At 67.2% G+C, this 15880-nt stretch carries 18 protein-coding genes; 8 read left to right on the top strand and 10 right to left on the bottom strand.

Annotation, left to right across the window (positions count from 1 at the left end):
* The first annotated feature begins 82 nt into the window (after positions 1–82).
* Positions 83–643 carry a nitroreductase family protein gene (locus JLK41_RS09915; protein ID WP_037054187.1) on the top strand — a complete coding sequence of 187 codons (561 nt, stop codon included), beginning with the start codon at positions 83–85 and terminating at the stop codon, positions 641–643.
* A gap of 12 nt (positions 644–655) precedes the next feature.
* On the opposite strand, the gene JLK41_RS09920 is transcribed toward JLK41_RS09915, so the two are convergent.
* The 5 genes from JLK41_RS09920 to JLK41_RS09940 all read right to left on the bottom strand — a co-directional run bounded on the left by JLK41_RS09920 (position 656) and on the right by JLK41_RS09940 (position 4007).
* On the bottom strand, positions 656–1984 hold the full coding sequence (locus JLK41_RS09920; RefSeq protein WP_210390929.1) for a sensor histidine kinase: 1329 nt from the start codon (positions 1982–1984) through the stop codon (positions 656–658).
* Positions 1985–2049: 65 nt separating this feature from the next.
* Positions 2050–2463: a Spy/CpxP family protein refolding chaperone gene (locus JLK41_RS09925; RefSeq protein WP_037054182.1), complete on the bottom strand. Its 414-nt coding sequence runs from the start codon at positions 2461–2463 to the stop codon at positions 2050–2052.
* 138 nt (positions 2464–2601) lie between these two features.
* Positions 2602–3279 (bottom strand): response regulator transcription factor, encoded by a 678-nt coding sequence (locus JLK41_RS09930; protein ID WP_037054180.1) that lies wholly within the window; start codon positions 3277–3279, stop codon positions 2602–2604.
* Positions 3280–3282: 3 nt separating this feature from the next.
* The gene (locus JLK41_RS09935; RefSeq protein ID WP_210390930.1) at positions 3283–3666 is read right to left on the bottom strand and encodes a translation initiation factor 2 (IF-2, GTPase); all 384 of its coding nucleotides are present in this window, start codon (positions 3664–3666) and stop codon (positions 3283–3285) included.
* 41 nt (positions 3667–3707) lie between these two features.
* Entirely contained in the window at positions 3708–4007 is a 300-nt protein-coding gene (locus JLK41_RS09940; RefSeq protein WP_037054175.1) for a YciI family protein, read from the bottom strand.
* 119 nt (positions 4008–4126) lie between these two features.
* Here JLK41_RS09940 and JLK41_RS09945 point away from each other — a divergent pair, with 119 nt between their 5' ends.
* From JLK41_RS09945 to scpB, 6 genes are all read left to right on the top strand, one after another.
* Positions 4127–4993, top strand: coding sequence for a PHP domain-containing protein (locus JLK41_RS09945; RefSeq protein ID WP_037054174.1), 867 nt, complete (start codon positions 4127–4129; stop codon positions 4991–4993).
* A 13-nt stretch (positions 4994–5006) separates the two neighbouring features.
* Positions 5007–5633: an L-threonylcarbamoyladenylate synthase gene (locus JLK41_RS09950; RefSeq protein ID WP_037054172.1), complete on the top strand. Its 627-nt coding sequence runs from the start codon at positions 5007–5009 to the stop codon at positions 5631–5633.
* A gap of 82 nt (positions 5634–5715) precedes the next feature.
* On the top strand, positions 5716–6930 hold the full coding sequence (locus tag JLK41_RS09955; RefSeq protein ID WP_210390931.1) for a tryptophan--tRNA ligase: 1215 nt from the start codon (positions 5716–5718) through the stop codon (positions 6928–6930).
* Positions 6931–6967: 37 nt separating this feature from the next.
* Positions 6968–7783 (top strand): segregation and condensation protein A, encoded by an 816-nt coding sequence (locus JLK41_RS09960; RefSeq protein WP_037054168.1) that lies wholly within the window; start codon positions 6968–6970, stop codon positions 7781–7783.
* A 43-nt stretch (positions 7784–7826) separates the two neighbouring features.
* Entirely contained in the window at positions 7827–8720 is an 894-nt protein-coding gene (locus JLK41_RS09965) for a DUF4261 domain-containing protein (RefSeq protein WP_037054166.1), read from the top strand.
* An 81-nt stretch (positions 8721–8801) separates the two neighbouring features.
* On the top strand, positions 8802–9599 hold the full coding sequence (gene scpB / locus JLK41_RS09970; protein ID WP_134678189.1) for an SMC-Scp complex subunit ScpB: 798 nt from the start codon (positions 8802–8804) through the stop codon (positions 9597–9599).
* 18 nt (positions 9600–9617) lie between these two features.
* Here the strand turns inward: scpB and gltS are convergent, their stop codons facing one another.
* The 3 genes from gltS to JLK41_RS09985 are packed head-to-tail and all read right to left on the bottom strand — an operon-like array spanning position 9618 to position 12552.
* The gene (gene gltS / locus JLK41_RS09975) at positions 9618–10829 is read right to left on the bottom strand and encodes a sodium/glutamate symporter (RefSeq protein ID WP_134678188.1); all 1212 of its coding nucleotides are present in this window, start codon (positions 10827–10829) and stop codon (positions 9618–9620) included.
* 35 nt (positions 10830–10864) lie between these two features.
* Positions 10865–11806 carry a formimidoylglutamase gene (hutG, locus tag JLK41_RS09980; protein WP_210390932.1) on the bottom strand — a complete coding sequence of 314 codons (942 nt, stop codon included), beginning with the start codon at positions 11804–11806 and terminating at the stop codon, positions 10865–10867.
* Between the two features lie 20 nt (positions 11807–11826).
* On the bottom strand, positions 11827–12552 hold the full coding sequence (locus JLK41_RS09985) for an IclR family transcriptional regulator (protein ID WP_134678186.1): 726 nt from the start codon (positions 12550–12552) through the stop codon (positions 11827–11829).
* A gap of 164 nt (positions 12553–12716) precedes the next feature.
* Between JLK41_RS09985 and rluB the strand changes: the two genes are divergently transcribed.
* Entirely contained in the window at positions 12717–13832 is a 1116-nt protein-coding gene (gene rluB / locus JLK41_RS09990; RefSeq protein WP_037054151.1) for a 23S rRNA pseudouridine(2605) synthase RluB, read from the top strand.
* 55 nt (positions 13833–13887) lie between these two features.
* On the opposite strand, the gene JLK41_RS09995 is transcribed toward rluB, so the two are convergent.
* Together JLK41_RS09995 and JLK41_RS10000 are read right to left on the bottom strand one after the other, a co-directional pair.
* Entirely contained in the window at positions 13888–14814 is a 927-nt protein-coding gene (locus JLK41_RS09995; RefSeq protein WP_037054148.1) for a GGDEF domain-containing protein, read from the bottom strand.
* Positions 14815–15055: 241 nt separating this feature from the next.
* Complete coding sequence (locus JLK41_RS10000; RefSeq protein WP_037054145.1) at positions 15056–15796, bottom strand: YciK family oxidoreductase; 741 nt, start codon at positions 15794–15796, stop codon at positions 15056–15058.
* Between the last annotated feature and the right edge of the window lie 84 nt (positions 15797–15880).

Consider the following 15880-nt stretch of genomic DNA (forward strand, 5'->3'; position numbering starts at 1 on the left):
GGGCTTCAGGCCTCCGCCTGAGCTTGCAGCCTGTAGCGTGCAGCACCGAGAATGCGCGTTCTTCGTTTCAAGGAGGTGGCCGATGGAGGCTCTCGACGCTCTGCTCAACCGTGTTTCCGTTCCCCGTCTGGTCGACCCGGCGCCGGATGCGGCGCAGCGTGAGCTGCTGTTCCGCGCCGCCCTGCGTGCCCCTGATCACGGGCAACTGCGTCCGTGGCGCTTTCTCACCATCGAGGGCGAGGCGCGTGAGCGCATGGGCGAATTGTTCGCCGAGGCGCTGCAGGTGAAGGATTCCCAGGCAACGCCCGAGGCGCTGAGCAAGGCCCGTGGCATGCCGCTGCGTGCGCCGCTGCTGGTGGTGGTGATCGCACGGGTCCAGGCGCATCCCAAGGTTCCCGAGTCCGAGCAGGTGATCGCCGCCGGGTGTGCGGCGCACGGCATGCTGCTGGCCGCTCATGCCCAGGGTATCGGTGCCGTCTGGCGCACCGGCGACATGGCCTACGACGCGCATGTCGGCAAGGGCCTGGGCCTGGCGGCGGACGAGCAGATCATCGCCTATCTCTACCTCGGCACAGCGGAGCGCGAGCTGCGTCGCGCGCCGGAGCTGGCGCTCGAGGATTTCGTCAGCGCCTGGAACGGCTGAGCGCTGCGCTGATCAGCTCGTCTGCTGCTTGAGCGGCAGGCTGAGGGTGGCGATGAAGCCGCCCTCCGGGTGATTGGCCAGCAGCAGCTCGCCACTGTGGCGCTGTGCCGCGCGGCGGGCGATGGCCAGCCCCAGGCCATGCCCGGCTGCGCTCTGACCCGGCGCGCGAAAGAACGGCTTGCCCAACTGCTGCAGGTGCGCCTCGGCAACGCCCGGGCCGTGGTCGCGCACGCTCAGCAGCAGGCGCTGTTGCTGGCGCTGCACCCGGATCAGCACCGGCTGCTCGGGTGGATTGAAGCGCAGGGCATTGCGCAGCAGGTTGTCGAGCGCACGTTCGAGCATGTCCGGCCAGCCCATGAGCTGAATGCCCGGCTCCAGGTCGATCTGCAGTCGCTGTTCGGGAGCGGTCAGGCGCGCGTCCTCCTGCAGCTTGTCGAGCAGGGCGGCGAGGTCGACCGGCTGCGCTGCGCCCGTGTCGGCATCCAGGCGGGCGAGGGCCAGGATCTCACTGATCAGCGCTTCCAGGCGATCGCATTCCTGGCTGAGACGCGGCCACAGCTTGTCCCGTTCTGCCGGGCTGGCCCGTTCCGCCAGGGCCAGGGCGATGCGCAGGCGGGCCAGGGGCGAGCGCAGCTCGTGGGAAACGTCGCGCAACAACTGGCGCTGGCTGCCGATCAGTCCTTGCAGGCGTTCGCCCATGCGGTTGAAGTCCTTGGCCAGCAGGCCCAGCTCGTCGCGGCGCGTGGCCAGGCGCGCCAGGCTGTTCTGCTGGTAGGCGGTCTGCCCCAGGTCGTACACGGCGCCGCGCAGGCGGTCCAGCGGGCGGGTGATCGACAGCGTCAGCAGCAGGCTGAACAGCGTCAGCACCACCAGGGCGATCACCAGCGCGCTGAGCGGCCAGAACAGGCTGCCCCGGTGCCAGGCGGCGAGTTCGGGGTGCGGGATACGGTAGATGAACAGGTAGCTCTCGCCGCTGTCCGGGCTGGTGTACTCGGCCGTCAGACGGCGCCAGGGCAGGCGTCGTTCATCACGCTGGCGCGCCTCGAAAGCGGCGGCGCGTGATGGAAAGGTGCCCCTGACCAGCGACTGTCCGCTTTCGCCGAGCACCTGGGTGTCGATGCGGTAGCGGCGTTTGCGCTGTTCGAGGAAGTCCTGGGCGGCTTCCTGCCCATCGTGCTCGTAGCGCCGGACCCACTCGCTGTCGAGGCCGTCCAGGCCCGGGTGCATGCTGAGGACCCAGGCGTCCTGGTTGAGGGCGCGGCCCAGCAGCAGGGACAGGCCGGCCACCAGGGCGATGGCCAGCCAGAATGTCGCCAGGATGCGCCAGAACAATGAACGCACGCGATGTCCTCATGCAGAAGCCGCCGGGCCCGGAGGGCGCGGCGGCGGATCGATGGAGATGGATGTCAGTTGGCGTTCTTGTCCTTGTCGGCCTTCCAGGCCTTGAACTCGGCCATTTCGGCGCGACGTGCCTCCATCTTCTTCTGGTGCTCGTCGAACGCCTTCTGCTGTTCCGGGTTGAGCAGGTCACGCAGGGCCTTGTGCTGGTCGGCGCGCGCCTTGTCCAGCTCTTTCTTCATGGCCTGCTTCTCGGCTTCCGGCAGCTTGTCCAGGTAGCGCTTGGTGATGTCGCGATGGGCTTTCATCTGCTCGCCCATCAGCTTGCGGAACTCCTGGCGCTGCTCCTTGCTCAGGTTCAGCTCCTTGAACATGTCGGGGCCACGGTCGTGATGACGCGGGCCGCCGTCTTCCATGGGCATGGCGAAAGCCAGGGTCGGCAGGGTCGCGGCGAACAGCAGGGCGGTGAGGGTCTTGCGCATGGTGATTCTCCTTGTCTCGAAACCGGTAACGACCGGATGGGCTCAGTATGCGGCGGTCAAGGTCAAGGGCGGTCAGGCGACGGTAAAGCTTGGGTAAAGGCGATGTTGCAGGCTGTTTACGCAGCGCCGGCAGCGCCTTCAGGGGGCGTAGTAATAGCCACGGCTGCGCAGGGCGACGATGCGCGGGCGGCCATCCGGGTGCGGGCCGAGCTTCTTGCGCAGGTTGCTGACGTGCATGTCCAGGCTGCGGTCGTAGAGCGTCAGCTTGCGGCCCAGGGCGAGCTGCGCCAGGGCCTGCTTGTCCACCGGCTCGCCGGGCTGACGCAGCAGAGCCTCCAGCAGGCGACTCTCGGACAGGGTCAGCGGCACGTCATGTTCGGCGATGCTGACCACGCCGCGATTGGGGCTGAAGCTGAGGTCGCCCAGCTCCAGCTGGCTGCTCGCCGGTGCGGGCGCCGTGCGCCGCAGCACAGCGCGCAAGCGGGCGGTCAGCTCGCGTGGGTCGCAGGGTTTGGCCAGGTAGTCGTCGGCGCCCAGCTCCAGGCCGAGAATGCGGTCCAGCGGCTCGCCTCGGGCCGAAAGCATCAGCACGGGCAGCTCCGCATGTTCGCCGCGCAGCTGCTTGAGCAGCTCCAGGCCGCTGCCGTCCGGCAGCATCACGTCCAGCACCACGGCGTCGGGCGCCTGCGAGGCGAGGGCCTGGCGGGCGCTGCCGGCTTCATGGCAGGCGGTGACCTGGAAGCCTTCCTGGGTCAGCCAGCTGGCGAGCAGCTCGCAGAGTTCCTGGTCATCGTCGATCAGCAGCAGTCGGCTCATGGTTCAGTTGATCCACTCGCGGCGGCTCTTGCGATTGCCGCGTAGCAACGCGCCGACGAAGATCGAGACCAGGCTGAGCCCGGCGCCCAGGGCGAACCAGGTCTGCGTGTCGCTCAGCAGGCTGGGTTGCACCTGCGCCTGGCTTTCCTTGAGCTGCATGCGCAGGCGCTGGTTCTCCTGGCGCAGGCGCTGCAACTGCACGGTGCTGCTCGCTTCCTGCTCGCTGCGCAGTTGTTCGCTTTGCGCCAGGCGCTGTTCGAGCAGCTGGTGGTCGTCGGCGTCGACGCTGACTGGCGCAGGAGCAGGCGGAACGGTTTCCTCTTCTGCCTGTGCCGCAGAGCCGATCAGCACCAGGGCGACCAGCAGGGACAACGGGATCGAGCGCATGGCGATTCCTTGTAGGCGCGAGCAGCGTGGCGGCTGTCCGTTCAGGGCAGCACTTTCTTGAAGGGTTTGACCAGCACGTTGGCATAGACGCCCGCGGCGCGGTACGGGTCGGCGTCGGCCCAGCTCTGCGCCGCTTCCAGAGAGTCGAACTCGGCAACGATCAGGCTGCCGCTGAAACCTGCCGGGCCCGGATCGTTGCTGTCGATCGCCGGGTGCGGGCCGGCCAGCAGCAGGCGGCCTTCCTGCTTCAGCTGTTCCAGGCGGGCGAGGTGCGCAGGGCGCGCGGCCAGGCGGTTTTCCAGGGAGTTTTCGACGTCGGTGGCGATGATGGCGTAGAGCATCTCAATCCTTAATTCAGGGTCGAAGCGGGGGAGGGATGAAGCATTTGCGCCATACGGCGACAGCGTTGGCGCGGATGTGGGGCATAATAACAAACATCAATCTCAACGAAAGCGCCGCCATGATTGTCGATCTGCACTGCCACAGCACCGCCTCCGATGGCGCCCTGGCCCCCGCCGTACTGGTGGCCCGGGCGCATGAGCGTGGCGTGCGGGTGCTGGCGCTGACCGATCACGACACCCTGGAAGGCCTCGATGAGGCGCGGCGTGCGGCGACTGCCCTGGACATGCGCCTGATCAACGGCATCGAGCTGTCCTGCACCTGGGGTGGTGCGACCATCCACGTGCTCGGCTATGCCTTCGAGCGCGAGGCGCCGGCGCTACGCGATGCCATCGAGGCCCTGCACCATGGGCGCTGGCAGCGCGCCGAGGAAATCGACCGGCGCCTGGCGGCCAAGGGCATGCCGGGTGCGCTGCAGGGCGCCCGGGCCGTGCAGCAGGAGCTGGGCGACAGTGGCAATGCGCCGGCGCGGCCGCATTTCGCCGAATTCCTCGTGCGTGCCGGCCATGTGCGTGACCGCGCCGAGGCGTTTCGCAAGTGGCTGGGCTCGGGCAAGCTGGGCGATGTCAAACAGCATTGGCCAACGCTGGAGGAAACCCTCGCCACCTTGCGTTCGGCCAGGGCCTGGATCAGCCTGGCGCATCCGTGGCAGTACGACTTTACTCGCAGTAAGCGTCGACGCCTGGTGGCCGACTTCGCGGCATTGGGTGGGCATGCCCTGGAAGTGGTGAATGGCATGCAGCCGGCCGAGCAGGTCGGTGGCCTGGCGATCCTGGCGCGTGAATTTGGCTTGATGGCCAGTGTCGGCAGCGATTTCCATGCGCCGGGCGACTGGTCCGAACTGGGCATGTACCGCCCGTTGCCCGATGACCTGACGGCGCTCTGGGAGCGCTTCGAACATGCACAGCCATCCGCTGTCACTCAATGAGCAGGGAGCAAGCGTGAGTCAATTTTTCCAGGTGCACCCGGAAAACCCCCAGGCACGCCTGATCAAACAGGCCGTGGAGATCATTCGTGGCGGCGGCGTGGTGGTCTATCCGACCGACTCGTCCTATGCCCTGGGTTGTGCCATCGGCGACAAGAATGCGGTCGAGCGTATTCGTCGCCTGCGCCAGCTCGACGACAAGCACAACTTCACCCTGGTCTGCCGCGACCTGTCGCAGATCGGCCTGTTCGCCAAGGTCGATACCGCCGCCTTCCGCCTGCTGAAGAATCACACCCCCGGCCCTTATACCTTCATCCTCAATGCCACGCGCGAAGTGCCGCGCATGCTCCTGCACCCCAAGCGCCGCACCATCGGTATCCGGGTGCCCAGCCATCCCATCGCCCTGGCGCTGCTGGAACAGCTCGGCGAGCCGCTGATGAGCGTCAGCCTGATCATGCCGGGCGACGAGCTGCCGATGTCCGACCCGTACGAGATGCGCCAGGTGCTCGAGCATCATGTCGACCTGATCATCGACGGCGGCTTCGGCGGGCTGGAGGCCTCCACCGTGGTCAATCTGGCGGACGACAGCCCTGAAGTCGTGCGGGTCGGCTGCGGCGATCCCGCGCCGTTTCACGATCTCTGAGATGGGCTGTCACGCGCCTTTTCCGTTGTGACCGCTGCTGCCCTATACTCCGTGGCCTTGTCTGGATTTTGGGTAGAACGGTTTGAGCCTTAACGACTCCGAACGTCGGGTGCTTTCTGGAATGCGTCCGAGCGGTCGTCTGCACCTCGGGCACTATCACGGCGTGCTGAAGAACTGGGTCAGGTTGCAGCACGAGTACGACTGCTTCTTCTGCATCGTCGACTGGCATGCGCTGACCACCGAGTACGCGGAGGTCGGTCAACTGTCCCAGCATGTCATGGACATGGCGGTCGACTGGCTGTCGGCCGGCGTCAGCCCCAGTTCGGCGACGCTGTTCGTGCAGTCGCAGGTGCCCGAGCACGCCGAGCTGCACCTGCTGCTGTCGATGATCTGCCCGCTGAGCTGGCTGGAACGCGTGCCGTCGTACAAGGAGCAGCAGGACGGTCAGTCCGGCAAGGACCTTTCCACCTACGGCTTCCTCGGTTATCCGCTGCTGCAGGCCGCCGACATCCTGCTGTACCGCGCCGGCCAGGTCCCGGTCGGCGCGGACCAGCTGCCGCACATCGAATTCGCCCGCGAAGTGGCGCGGCGTTTCAACCATCTGTATGGCAGCGAGCCGGACTTCGAGGTGAAGGCCGAAGCCGCCGTCGGCAAACTCGGCAAGAAGCTCGGCAAGCTCTACAGCAATCTGCGCAAGGCCTACCAGGAGCAGGGCGATGCGCAGGCGCTGGAAACCGCCCGCGCCCTGCTCAAGGAGCAGAGCACCCTCACCCTGGGGGACCAGGAGCGCCTGTTCGGCTATCTGGAGGGTGGCGGCAAGGTGATCCTGACCGAGCCGCAGCCGATTCTCGCCGAGTTCTCGCGGGTGCCGGGGCTGGACGGGCAGAAAATGGCCAAGTCCAGCGGCAATGCGATATTCCTGCGCGACAGTGATGCCGAGCTGGAGGAAAAGCTGCGGCGCATGCCTACCGACCCGGCGCGCGTGCACCGCGACGATCCGGGCGAACCGCAGCGCTGCCCGGTGTGGTCGCTGCACCAGCTGTACTCCAGCGACGAGCAGTTGCACTGGGTCATCGAAGGCTGCCGCAGCGCTGCGATCGGCTGCCTCGACTGCAAGAGCCGCCTGTGCTCCTCGCTGCAGAGCGAGCTGGCGCCCTTGCAGCGGCGTGCGATCGACTACGAGGACAGCCCGGATCTGGTCCGCAGCATCCTCGCCGAAGGGGCCGAGCGCGCACGTGACGAGGCACGCGACACCCTGGCCGAGGTGCGCATGGCCATGGGCCTGAACTACCGCTGAAGGAGCGCTCGCCGTGAGTGAACCCGTCACGCCGTCGATGGACAACCAGGCTGGTGCCCAGCAGGAGCTGCCGTTCGCCCTGGTGTATGGCGAAGCGGTCACCGAACTGCCGCTGGACCTGTACATCCCCCCGGACGCCCTGGAGGTGTTTCTCGAAGCGTTCGAGGGGCCGCTGGACCTGCTGCTCTATCTGATCCGCAAGCAGAACATCGACATCCTCGACATCCCCGTCGCGGAAATCACCAAGCAGTACATGGGCTATGTCGAGCTGATGAAGTCGGTGCGCCTGGAGCTGGCCGCCGAGTACCTGGTGATGGCTGCCATGCTCGCCGAGATCAAGTCGCGCATGCTGCTGCCGCGCTCGACCGAGACCGAGGACGAAGAGGATGACCCGCGTGCGGAGCTGATCCGCCGCCTGCAGGAGTACGAGCGTTTCAAGGCGGCCGCCGAAGACCTAGACGAGCTGCCGCGAGTCGGCCGCGACGTCATCGTGCCCCGGCTGGATGCCCCCGAGGCCAGGGCGCGCAAGCTGTTGCCGGACGTCAGCCTGGAAGAGGTGCTGCTGTCGATGGCCGAGGTGCTGCGCCGCGCCGACATGTTCGAAAGCCATCAGGTCACCCGTGAGGCGCTGTCTACCCGCGAGCGCATGAGCGAGGTGCTGGAGCGTCTCAAGGGCGGCGCGTTCGTGCCCTTCGTCGAGCTGTTCGCTGCGGAGGAAGGGCGGCTCGGCGTGGTTGTGACCTTCATGGCAATTCTCGAGTTGATCAAGGAATCGCTGGTCGAACTGGTGCAGAATGCGCCGTTTGCCGCCATCCATGTACGAGCCCGCATCGAGCAGGATGTGGAGGCGTAACGCGCGAGTCGTCCTGGGAAGCGTTGAACAAAGGGAGTTTCAGGTGAGTATCTTTTCGCGTTTCTTCGGTCGCCGCGACGACGCTGCCGCAGAGCCGGCCCGTCTGGTCGCCAATCCCGCCAGCGAAGGGCGAGTCAGCCTGCAGGTGCTGTTCCCGGCTGCGCTGCAGCTGGATCAGGATGAGCTGACCCGCGTCCTGCGTGCCTATCACCCGGAAATGGCCGCAGCGAGCTGCGAGGTGTCCGACGAAGTCGAACAGTTCTTCGCCCTGGCCGGCTGGGGAGAGCACGTGGTGCGACTGCTCGGCTTCGATGCGCCGTTCCCTGCGCAATCGCTGGAGTCCTGCGTGGCCCCCGCGCATTACCCGCAGGCACTCAAGGATGAGGTGCGCGCCCATGCCAGCCATGTCCTGCTGTACTACGCCGGGCATGACGACGACCCCCTGGAGCAATACGTGGTGCTGGCCGCGGTCGCCGGTGCGCTGGCGCATTTCGGTGCCATCGCGGTGCTCAACGAGAGTGGCAGGACCTCCTTGCCCGCAGCGATCTTCAATGACCAGGGACTGGGACGCGAGAGCCTGGACGTGCTGCGCGGCATGCCGCTGACCGCGCTCTACTGCGGCTTCGTCAAATACGACGTCGAAGGCGTGCAGGGCACCTGGATGCGTACCTACGGCGGTGGCGTGTTCGGTATCGCCGACTTCGCCGTGCTGGCCGAGGGGCATCATGAGGGCGAACGCTACTCGGAGCTGTTCGACAACGTGATGAGCTACCTGCTGAGCAGCGGCGCGCAGATGGCCCCCGGGCACACCCTGCAGGTCGGCGAGGACGCCTTCATGCGCCTGCGGGCGCCGCTGGCCGAGGAATACTTTCTCGACGGGCCGGACCCGCTGCTGGTCGCCGAGATCATCGCGGCGCACGAGGCCAATCCGGCCTGAAGCGCCCCTCGGCATTTGCTAGACTGCCGGGCCGCATTTAATGTGGCCCCTTTCACTTCTTGCCCCCAGGTTTACCTGATCATGACGCTGTCCGATCCGCACCAGCTTGCCACCGTGCTCGAAGGCCTGCTCCTGGCGGCGGGCAAGCCCATGTCCCTGGAGCGCCTGTTCGAGCTGTTCGAGGAGCACGAGCGTCCGGACAGCGGCGTCTTTCGCGAGGCCCTGGGCATCCTGGCGCGCAGCTGCGAGGGGCGTGCATTCGAACTGAAGGAAGTCGCCTCGGGCTACCGCCTGCAAGTGCGTGAGCGCTTCGCCCCCTGGGTCGGACGGCTGTGGGAGGAGCGGCCGCAGCGCTACTCGCGCGCGCTGCTGGAAACCCTGGCGCTGATCGCCTATCGGCAGCCGATCACCCGTGGCGAGATCGAGGATGTACGCGGCGTGGCGGTCAACAGCAACATCACCAAGACCCTGCTCGAGCGCGAGTGGATTCGCGTGGTGGGCTATCGCGACGTCCCGGGGCGGCCGGCGATGTTCGCCACCACCAAGGGCTTTCTCGATCACTTCAACCTCAGGAGCCTCGACGAACTGCCGCCGCTGGCCGCGCTGCGGGAGCTGGAGCCCGAGCCGCAACTGGCGCTGGATGACGAGGCGGAAGTGCCGGAAGGGCTGCAGGCGCGCGCCGATCTGGCGCTGCAGGAGGAGGGCGAGGCCGCCGAGCCACGGGAGGAAACCAGTTTCCGCAGCCTGCTGGCCGAACTCGACACCATGGAGCTGGGGCTCAAGACCGATTTCGACGACTTGCCCGAGCCGGAGTCCGAGCCCGAACCCGAGGCGCTGGAAGCGGACGAGCCCGAGCCACGGCCGGCGGCGGACGACTGAGGTCCGCCGCCCGCTGTATCAACCGGCGAAGGCGTTGATGAACCAGGTGATCGCCGGCAGCGCGACGATATCGATCAGCACGGCGCCGCACAGCGGCACGATGATGAACGCCTTGTAGGAAAACACCTTGTAGTGTTCGCAGACCGCGCCCATGTTCGCCACCGCGTTGGGCGTGGCGCCGAGGCCGTGGCCCATGAAGCCGGCGCAGAGCACGGCGGCGTCGTAGTCGCGGCCGAGCAGGCGGAACAGCACGAACAGGGTCAGCAGCAGCATGATCACCACCTGGATCAACAGCACGCCCAGCAGCGGCAGGCCGAGCTGTTCCAGTTCCCAGAATTTCAGGCTCATCATCGCCATGGTCAGGAACAGCCCGAGGCTGACGTCACCCAGGGTGCTGATGGCGCTGTCGGGCAGTTCCAGCAGGCGCATGCGGTCATTCAGGTTGCGCACGATGATGGCCACGAACATGGCGCCGACGTAGCTCGGCAGGACCACGCCCAGGTGCGCGTCGAGCGCGCCGCCGAGCCAGAAACCCAGCACCATGATCACCAGGATGCAGGTCAGCAGGCGCAGCAGGGTGGCGCTGTCGAGCGTGCCCACGCTGCCCTGGCTGGCGCGTTCGAGCTGGCTCAGCTCGGCGCTGTTGTGGCTGTCCAGGCGCAGCTGGTGGCGGCTGATCAGCCAGCGCGCCACCGGTGTGCCGAGCAGGCCGCCAGCGACCATGCCGAAGGTGGCCGCGGCCAGCGCCGCCGTGGCCGCGCCCTGGGCGCCGAGCCCTTCGGCCACCGGGCCGAATGCCGCCGCCGCGCCGAAGCCGCCTTCGAGCGACACCGCGCCGGCCATCAGGCCCAGCAGCGGGTCGAGGTTGAACAGCCCGGCGGCGCCGACGCCGACCAGGTTCTGCAGGATGGCCAGCGCCCAGCAGGCGCCGAGGTAGATGAACAGCGTCTTGCCGCCGTGGCGCAGCAGGCCGAGGCTGCCGCCGAGGCCGACGGTGGTGAAGAAGGCCACCATCAGCGGACCTTGCAGGGCGGTGTCGAGGGTCAGCTCGAGCACGTCGAGCTTGCGCAGCAGCCAGATCACCAGGGCGAAGCCGAAACCGGCGACTACCGGTGCCGGTACGCAGAGGAAGGTCAGCACGCGGCTGTGGCGCTTGAGCAGCACGCCGCCGCCGAGCAGCAGCAAGGCGAGCGCCGTGGTGGTCAGGGCGTCGAGGTTCAGAGTCATCATTGTCATTGTTCTCTAGGGGTGGGCGGTGGCAGGGGTCACTCGAGCAGGCAGGCGGCCAGGCGTGCGGCGCAGCGAGCGGTATGGGCGTCGATGTCCAGACGCGGGTTGAGTTCGGCGATGTCGGCCAGGCGCAGCTTGCCGCTGGCCTTGACCAGGCGCAGCAGGCGTTCCACCAGCGCCAGCTCCACGCCATGCGCGGACGGGGCGCTGACGCCGGGCGCCTGGGCGGCGGGCAGCACGTCCAGGCACAGGGTCAGGTAGAGCTGGTCGATCTCGCCGAGAAAACGCTCCAGGGTCTGCTCGATCTGCGCCTGGTTGCCGGCGTGCATCTGGTGGTCGAGCAGGTAGCGCACCTCGAGGCGCTCGGCCTCGGCGAACAGCGCGGCGGTGTTGTTGGGCCGGCTGACACCCAGGCAGCAGTAGTGGAAAGGCTGGCCCTGGCGCGCGCAGCGCTCGGCGATCTGGCGAAACGGCGTGCCCGAGGAGGCCCGCTCGGCGTGGCGCAGGTCGAAATGGGCGTCGAAGTTGAGGATGCCGATGCGTGCCTCAGGGGCGTGCTCGGCCAGGTGATCGGCCAGGCCGCTGTAGCTGGCGAAGGCGATCTCATGGCCGCCGCCGAGGCCCAGTGGCAGGTGGCCGGCGTCGAGCAGGTGGCGGATATCGGCGGCAAAGCACTGCTGGGCCTGCTCCAGGTCGGCATCCTCGCAGCGCACGTCACCGGCATCGTAGAGGGCATGGGGCGCGTGCCAGGCGAGATTGGCCAGGGCCCGGCGCAGGGCCTGCGGGCCTTCGCAGGCACCGGGGCGACCCTGGTTGCGCTGCACGCCCTCGTCGCAGGCGAAGCCCAGCAGGGCCACGCCTGGGGGCTGCGGCGCGTGGTCCAGTGGCTGTACCCACTGGTGCCAGCGCCGGGCGTCGCTGCCTTCGCCGGCGTCGATGCGGCCTTGCCAGGGGGTCATGTCCAGGTGTGCGTGCATGGGGTTCGTTCTCTCTCGTCTCAGTCCAGGCGCGCGCTGACTCGCGCGGCGCTCTCCAGGGTCCAGCGTTGCAGCTGCTCTGCGCGCGCCTGCACGCGGCTGGCCGGGCCCATCAGGCTCAGCGCGCCGTGCAGGCGGCCACGGCTGTCGAGCAGGGCGGCGCTCACGCCCCACACGCCCTCGTCGATTTCGCCCAGGCTGGTGCTGTAGCCGCAGGCGCGAATCTGCTCCAGCTCTTCGCGCAGCGCTGCGTGTTGACTGGCGCCCAGCCCCTGCTGGGTCAGCAGCGCCTCGAGCTCGCTGGGCTCCAGGTGAGCCAGCAGGGTCTTGGCCGAGGCGCCGTGCAGCAGCGGCTGGGCCAGGCCTTTCTGGTAGCAGCAGCGCAGCGGCTGCGGGCTGTCGATCAGCTCCACGCAGATCACCTGGCCGTTGCTCGGCAGCATCAGCCCTACGCTTTCCTTGCTCAGCTCGGCCAGGCGCCGCAGCTCGGGCTTGGCCAGGCTGACCAGGGTCGAGTCGCGGTCGAAGCGCTTGGCCAGCAGCAGGCAGGCCGGTCCCGGCAGGTAGCGGCCGTGGCCCTGGTCTTCGGCCAGGCCCCAGCGCAGCAGGGTGTTGAGGTGCCGGTAGGTGCTGCTCAGCGGCTGGCCCAGGCTGGCCGACAGTTCCTTGGCCGACAGCGCCTGTGGCGAGCGGCCCAGGGTGACGAGAATCTGCAGCAGGCGGTCGGTGGGGTTCGAATAGTTCATGCTCGGCATCCTTGATGATTTTTTTCGTCTAGTGAAATCGGGTTCCCGCTGGGTGGGAATTTTTAGCGATTTTCCCCGCTTGCGCCTGGCCTGCTAGGCTTCAGGAGCCCACACGCGTATGATTCGCGCCCGTTTCTACCCTTGTCACACCGGGAGGTGCCCAGATGAACGAACACGAACAACCACGCCCTGCAGGCGAGAAACTGCAGAAAGTCCTGGCCCGCATGGGGCTGGCCTCACGTCGTGAGATCGAGACCTGGATCGGCGAAGGCCGCGTCAAGGTCAATGGCGTTGCCGCGACCCTCGGTCAGCGCGTCGACAGTCACGACGCCATCGCGCTCGATGGGCGCCTGCTCAAGCGCGAAGAGATCGCCGGCTCGGTACGCCGCGTGCTGATCTACAACAAGCCCGATGGCGAGATCTGCACCCGCGACGATCCGGAAGGCCGTCCGACCGTCTTCGACCGCTTGCCGCGACCGAAGGAAGGCCGCTGGATCAACATCGGCCGCCTCGACATCAACACCACCGGCCTGCTGCTGTTCACCACCGACGGTGAGCTGGCCAACCGCCTGATGCACCCGTCCTACCAGATGGACCGCGAATACGCGGTGCGGGTACGCGGCGAGGTGACCGAGGAAATGCTCGAGAACCTGAAGAAGGGCGTCATGCTCGAGGACGGTCCGGCCAAGTTCACCGACATCAAGGAAGCGCCTGGCGGTGAAGGCTTCAACCACTGGTACCACTGCGTGGTGATGGAAGGCCGCAACCGCGAGGTGCGCCGTCTGTGGGAATCCCAGGGGCTGGTGGTCAGCCGTCTGAAGCGCGTGCGCTTCGGCCCGGTGTTCCTGACCTCCAACCTGACCATGGGGCGCTGGCGCGAGATGGATCAGCGCGAGGTCGACATCCTCAGCGCCGAAGTCGGGCTCACCCCGCAGGCGTTGCCGGCGATGAAGGAAAAGACCCGCGAGAAGCTCGACCGCCTGCAGCGCAAGTCGGCCAAGCCGGTGGACGTGCGCGGCAAGCGCGTGCTGCGTCCGGCCAAGGACGAAGCCGCTGGCGAGGCCCGTCCGGGGCGTGCGCCGCGCAAGGGTGCCGATGAACGCCGTGAGGGTGGGCGTGGTACGCCGGTCGCCGAGCGTCCGAGCGATACCAAGAAGCGCCAGCCGCGCCCGGCGGTCGAACTCGCCGATCGCCCCGCCCGCAAGCCGCGTCCGGCAGGGCCGGACAAGCGTTCGCCCACTGGCGATGGTCAGCGCCCAGGCTTTGGCCGCAAGCGCTGAGTGATGAAAAAGGGACTCCATGGAGTCCCTTTTTCATTGCCGGCGTGGTGCGCTTTCAGCCTGCCATCGACAGGCGGTTGCGTCCTTCGCGCTTGGCCACGTAGAGGGCGTTGTCGGCGCGGCGCAACAGGCTGTCACTCGACTCGCCGGGCAGCAGGCAGGCGCAGCCAAGGCTGATCGACACGTCGATGGGGCGGCCGGCGTCCAGGCATTGCAGCTCCATCACCGCGAAGCGCAGGCGTTCGCCGACCAGGGCTGCGCCCTCACGACTGGTGCCCGAGAGCACGACCAGGAATTCCTCGCCGCCGAAGCGGAACACCATGTCGATGTTGCGCAGCTGATTCTTCAGGGTCTGGGCCACGGCCTTGAGCACTTCGTCGCCCAGTGCGTGGCCATGGTTGTCGTTGATCGACTTGAAGTGGTCGATGTCCAGCATCAGCAGGGACAGCGGCTGCAGGTTGCGGCGGGCCAGATCCACCTCGCGCTGCAGCACCTGGTCCATGGCGATGCGGTTGCCGGTGTCGGTCAGCGGGTCGCGCAGCGCGCTCTGCAGGGCCGTGCGGTAGAGCAGCGCATTGCGCAGCGGGAACAGCAGGCAAGCCAGCAGCGCCTCCAGTTGCACCAGTTCCTCTTCGGAGAAGCGCTGCTTGCGCCTGAAGATCAGTTCGCCCAGGTATTCCCCCTCATGGCTCAGGCGATAGCCGGCCGAGTGCGGCGCGCGTTCCCCCAGTTCCAGGCGCAGGTCCTGCGACGGGTGCTGGAAGGCCAGGGCGTCGAGTGGCACCAGGCGCTGCACTTCGCGGAAGAACAGGTTGAGGATGCGCTCCGCATCCAGGCTGGTCTGCAGTTGCAGGCTCAGCTGATGGTACAGCTCCACAAGGCTGGCGGGCTTGAGCGGCAGGTTGCGATTGCCGGCGAAGCCGAGACGCTGCAGCTTGGCCGCGTCGAAATCGATGGTGTTGGAACGGCTGGGGGGGACCATGGAGCAGAACCTCTGGCGCGATGGTGCGACGAGAGGGTTAGAGCGAATATCATGCCAAGTGGTTCAAGTGAGCTGAAACTCCTGTGAAGTCAGTCACTTAGCCGGTTGAAAAAATGTCACGTGGCAAGCGTTTGCCGGTTGTCTGACGCCAATGCTGGCAATGTGCTGCCGCCAGGGCAGGGTGGTGGCATATTTCTGTCATGCGGCGGGCCGCAGCTGCCTGCGGCCCGCAGTGGGCGGGTCACTGGGCGTCGAAGGCCTGACCGTTGACCCCTTTGCTGTCCGGTCCCATCAGGTAGAGGTACAGCGGCATGATGTCTTCGGGCAGCGGGCGGGTGGCCGGGTTTTCCCCCGGATAGGCCTGGGCACGCATGGCGGTGCGCGTAGCGCCGGGGTTGATGCTGTTGGCGCGCACGTTGCTGATACCGTCCAGTTCGTCGGCCATCACCTGCATCAGCCCTTCGGTGGCGAACTTGGAGACCGCGTAGGCGCCCCAGTAGGCGCGCCCCTTGCGGCCGACGCTGCTGGAGGTGAAGGCGACGGAGGCGTCCTGCGACAGCTTGAGCAGAGGCAGCAGGGTGCTGCTGAGCATGAACATGGCGTTGACGTTGATGTGCATCACGCGCATGAAATTGTCGCCGGAGAGTTGTTCCAGCGGCGTGCGCGGGCCGAGGACCGAGGCGTTGTGCAGCAGGCCGTCGAGGCGCCCGAACTCGTTCTCGATCATCACCGCCAGCTCGTCGTACTGGTGCGGCAGGGCGGTTTCCAGGTTGAAGGGGATCACCACCGGCTGCGGGTGACCGGCCGCCTCGATCTCGTCATAGACCTGGCTCAGGTTGGCCTCGGTCTTGCCCAGCAGCAGTACGGTCGCGCCGTGGGCCGCGAAGCTCTTGGCGGCGGCGGCACCGATACCCCGGCCGGCGCCGGTGATCAGGATGACGCGATCCTTGAGCAGGTCTGGGCGGGCGCTGTAATCGAACATGAACAATCTCCTTCGGCGAGCTGCAAGCCTCGGGCTGCAAGTCTCAAGATAAAGCGAAAGACGGGGGCAGGCAGCATGCCTGGT

Origin of the sequence: Ectopseudomonas khazarica (assembly GCF_017915135.1) — a bacterium.
Classification (GTDB): domain Bacteria; phylum Pseudomonadota; class Gammaproteobacteria; order Pseudomonadales; family Pseudomonadaceae; genus Aquipseudomonas; species Aquipseudomonas khazarica.

Excerpts from the sequence above, each read along its gene's own strand:
- JLK41_RS09960 (WP_037054168.1), top strand. The coding sequence starts at position 6,968 with ATGGACAACCAGGCTGGTGCCCAGCAGGAGCTGCCGTTCGCCCTGGTG.
- gltS (WP_134678188.1), bottom strand. The coding sequence starts at position 10,829 with ATGATGACTCTGAACCTCGACGCCCTGACCACCACGGCGCTCGCCTTG.
- JLK41_RS09995 (WP_037054148.1), bottom strand. The coding sequence starts at position 14,814 with ATGGTCCCCCCCAGCCGTTCCAACACCATCGATTTCGACGCGGCCAAG.
- JLK41_RS09935 (WP_210390930.1), bottom strand. The coding sequence starts at position 3,666 with ATGCGCTCGATCCCGTTGTCCCTGCTGGTCGCCCTGGTGCTGATCGGC.
- JLK41_RS09915 (WP_037054187.1), top strand. The coding sequence starts at position 83 with ATGGAGGCTCTCGACGCTCTGCTCAACCGTGTTTCCGTTCCCCGTCTG.
- JLK41_RS09925 (WP_037054182.1), bottom strand. The coding sequence starts at position 2,463 with ATGCGCAAGACCCTCACCGCCCTGCTGTTCGCCGCGACCCTGCCGACC.
- JLK41_RS09985 (WP_134678186.1), bottom strand. The coding sequence starts at position 12,552 with ATGAACTATTCGAACCCCACCGACCGCCTGCTGCAGATTCTCGTCACC.
- JLK41_RS09940 (WP_037054175.1), bottom strand. The coding sequence starts at position 4,007 with ATGCTCTACGCCATCATCGCCACCGACGTCGAAAACTCCCTGGAAAAC.
- JLK41_RS09930 (WP_037054180.1), bottom strand. The coding sequence starts at position 3,279 with ATGAGCCGACTGCTGCTGATCGACGATGACCAGGAACTCTGCGAGCTG.
- rluB (WP_037054151.1), top strand. The coding sequence starts at position 12,717 with ATGAACGAACACGAACAACCACGCCCTGCAGGCGAGAAACTGCAGAAA.
- hutG (WP_210390932.1), bottom strand. The coding sequence starts at position 11,806 with ATGCACGCACACCTGGACATGACCCCCTGGCAAGGCCGCATCGACGCC.
- JLK41_RS10000 (WP_037054145.1), bottom strand. The coding sequence starts at position 15,796 with ATGTTCGATTACAGCGCCCGCCCAGACCTGCTCAAGGATCGCGTCATC.
- JLK41_RS09945 (WP_037054174.1), top strand. The coding sequence starts at position 4,127 with ATGATTGTCGATCTGCACTGCCACAGCACCGCCTCCGATGGCGCCCTG.
- scpB (WP_134678189.1), top strand. The coding sequence starts at position 8,802 with ATGACGCTGTCCGATCCGCACCAGCTTGCCACCGTGCTCGAAGGCCTG.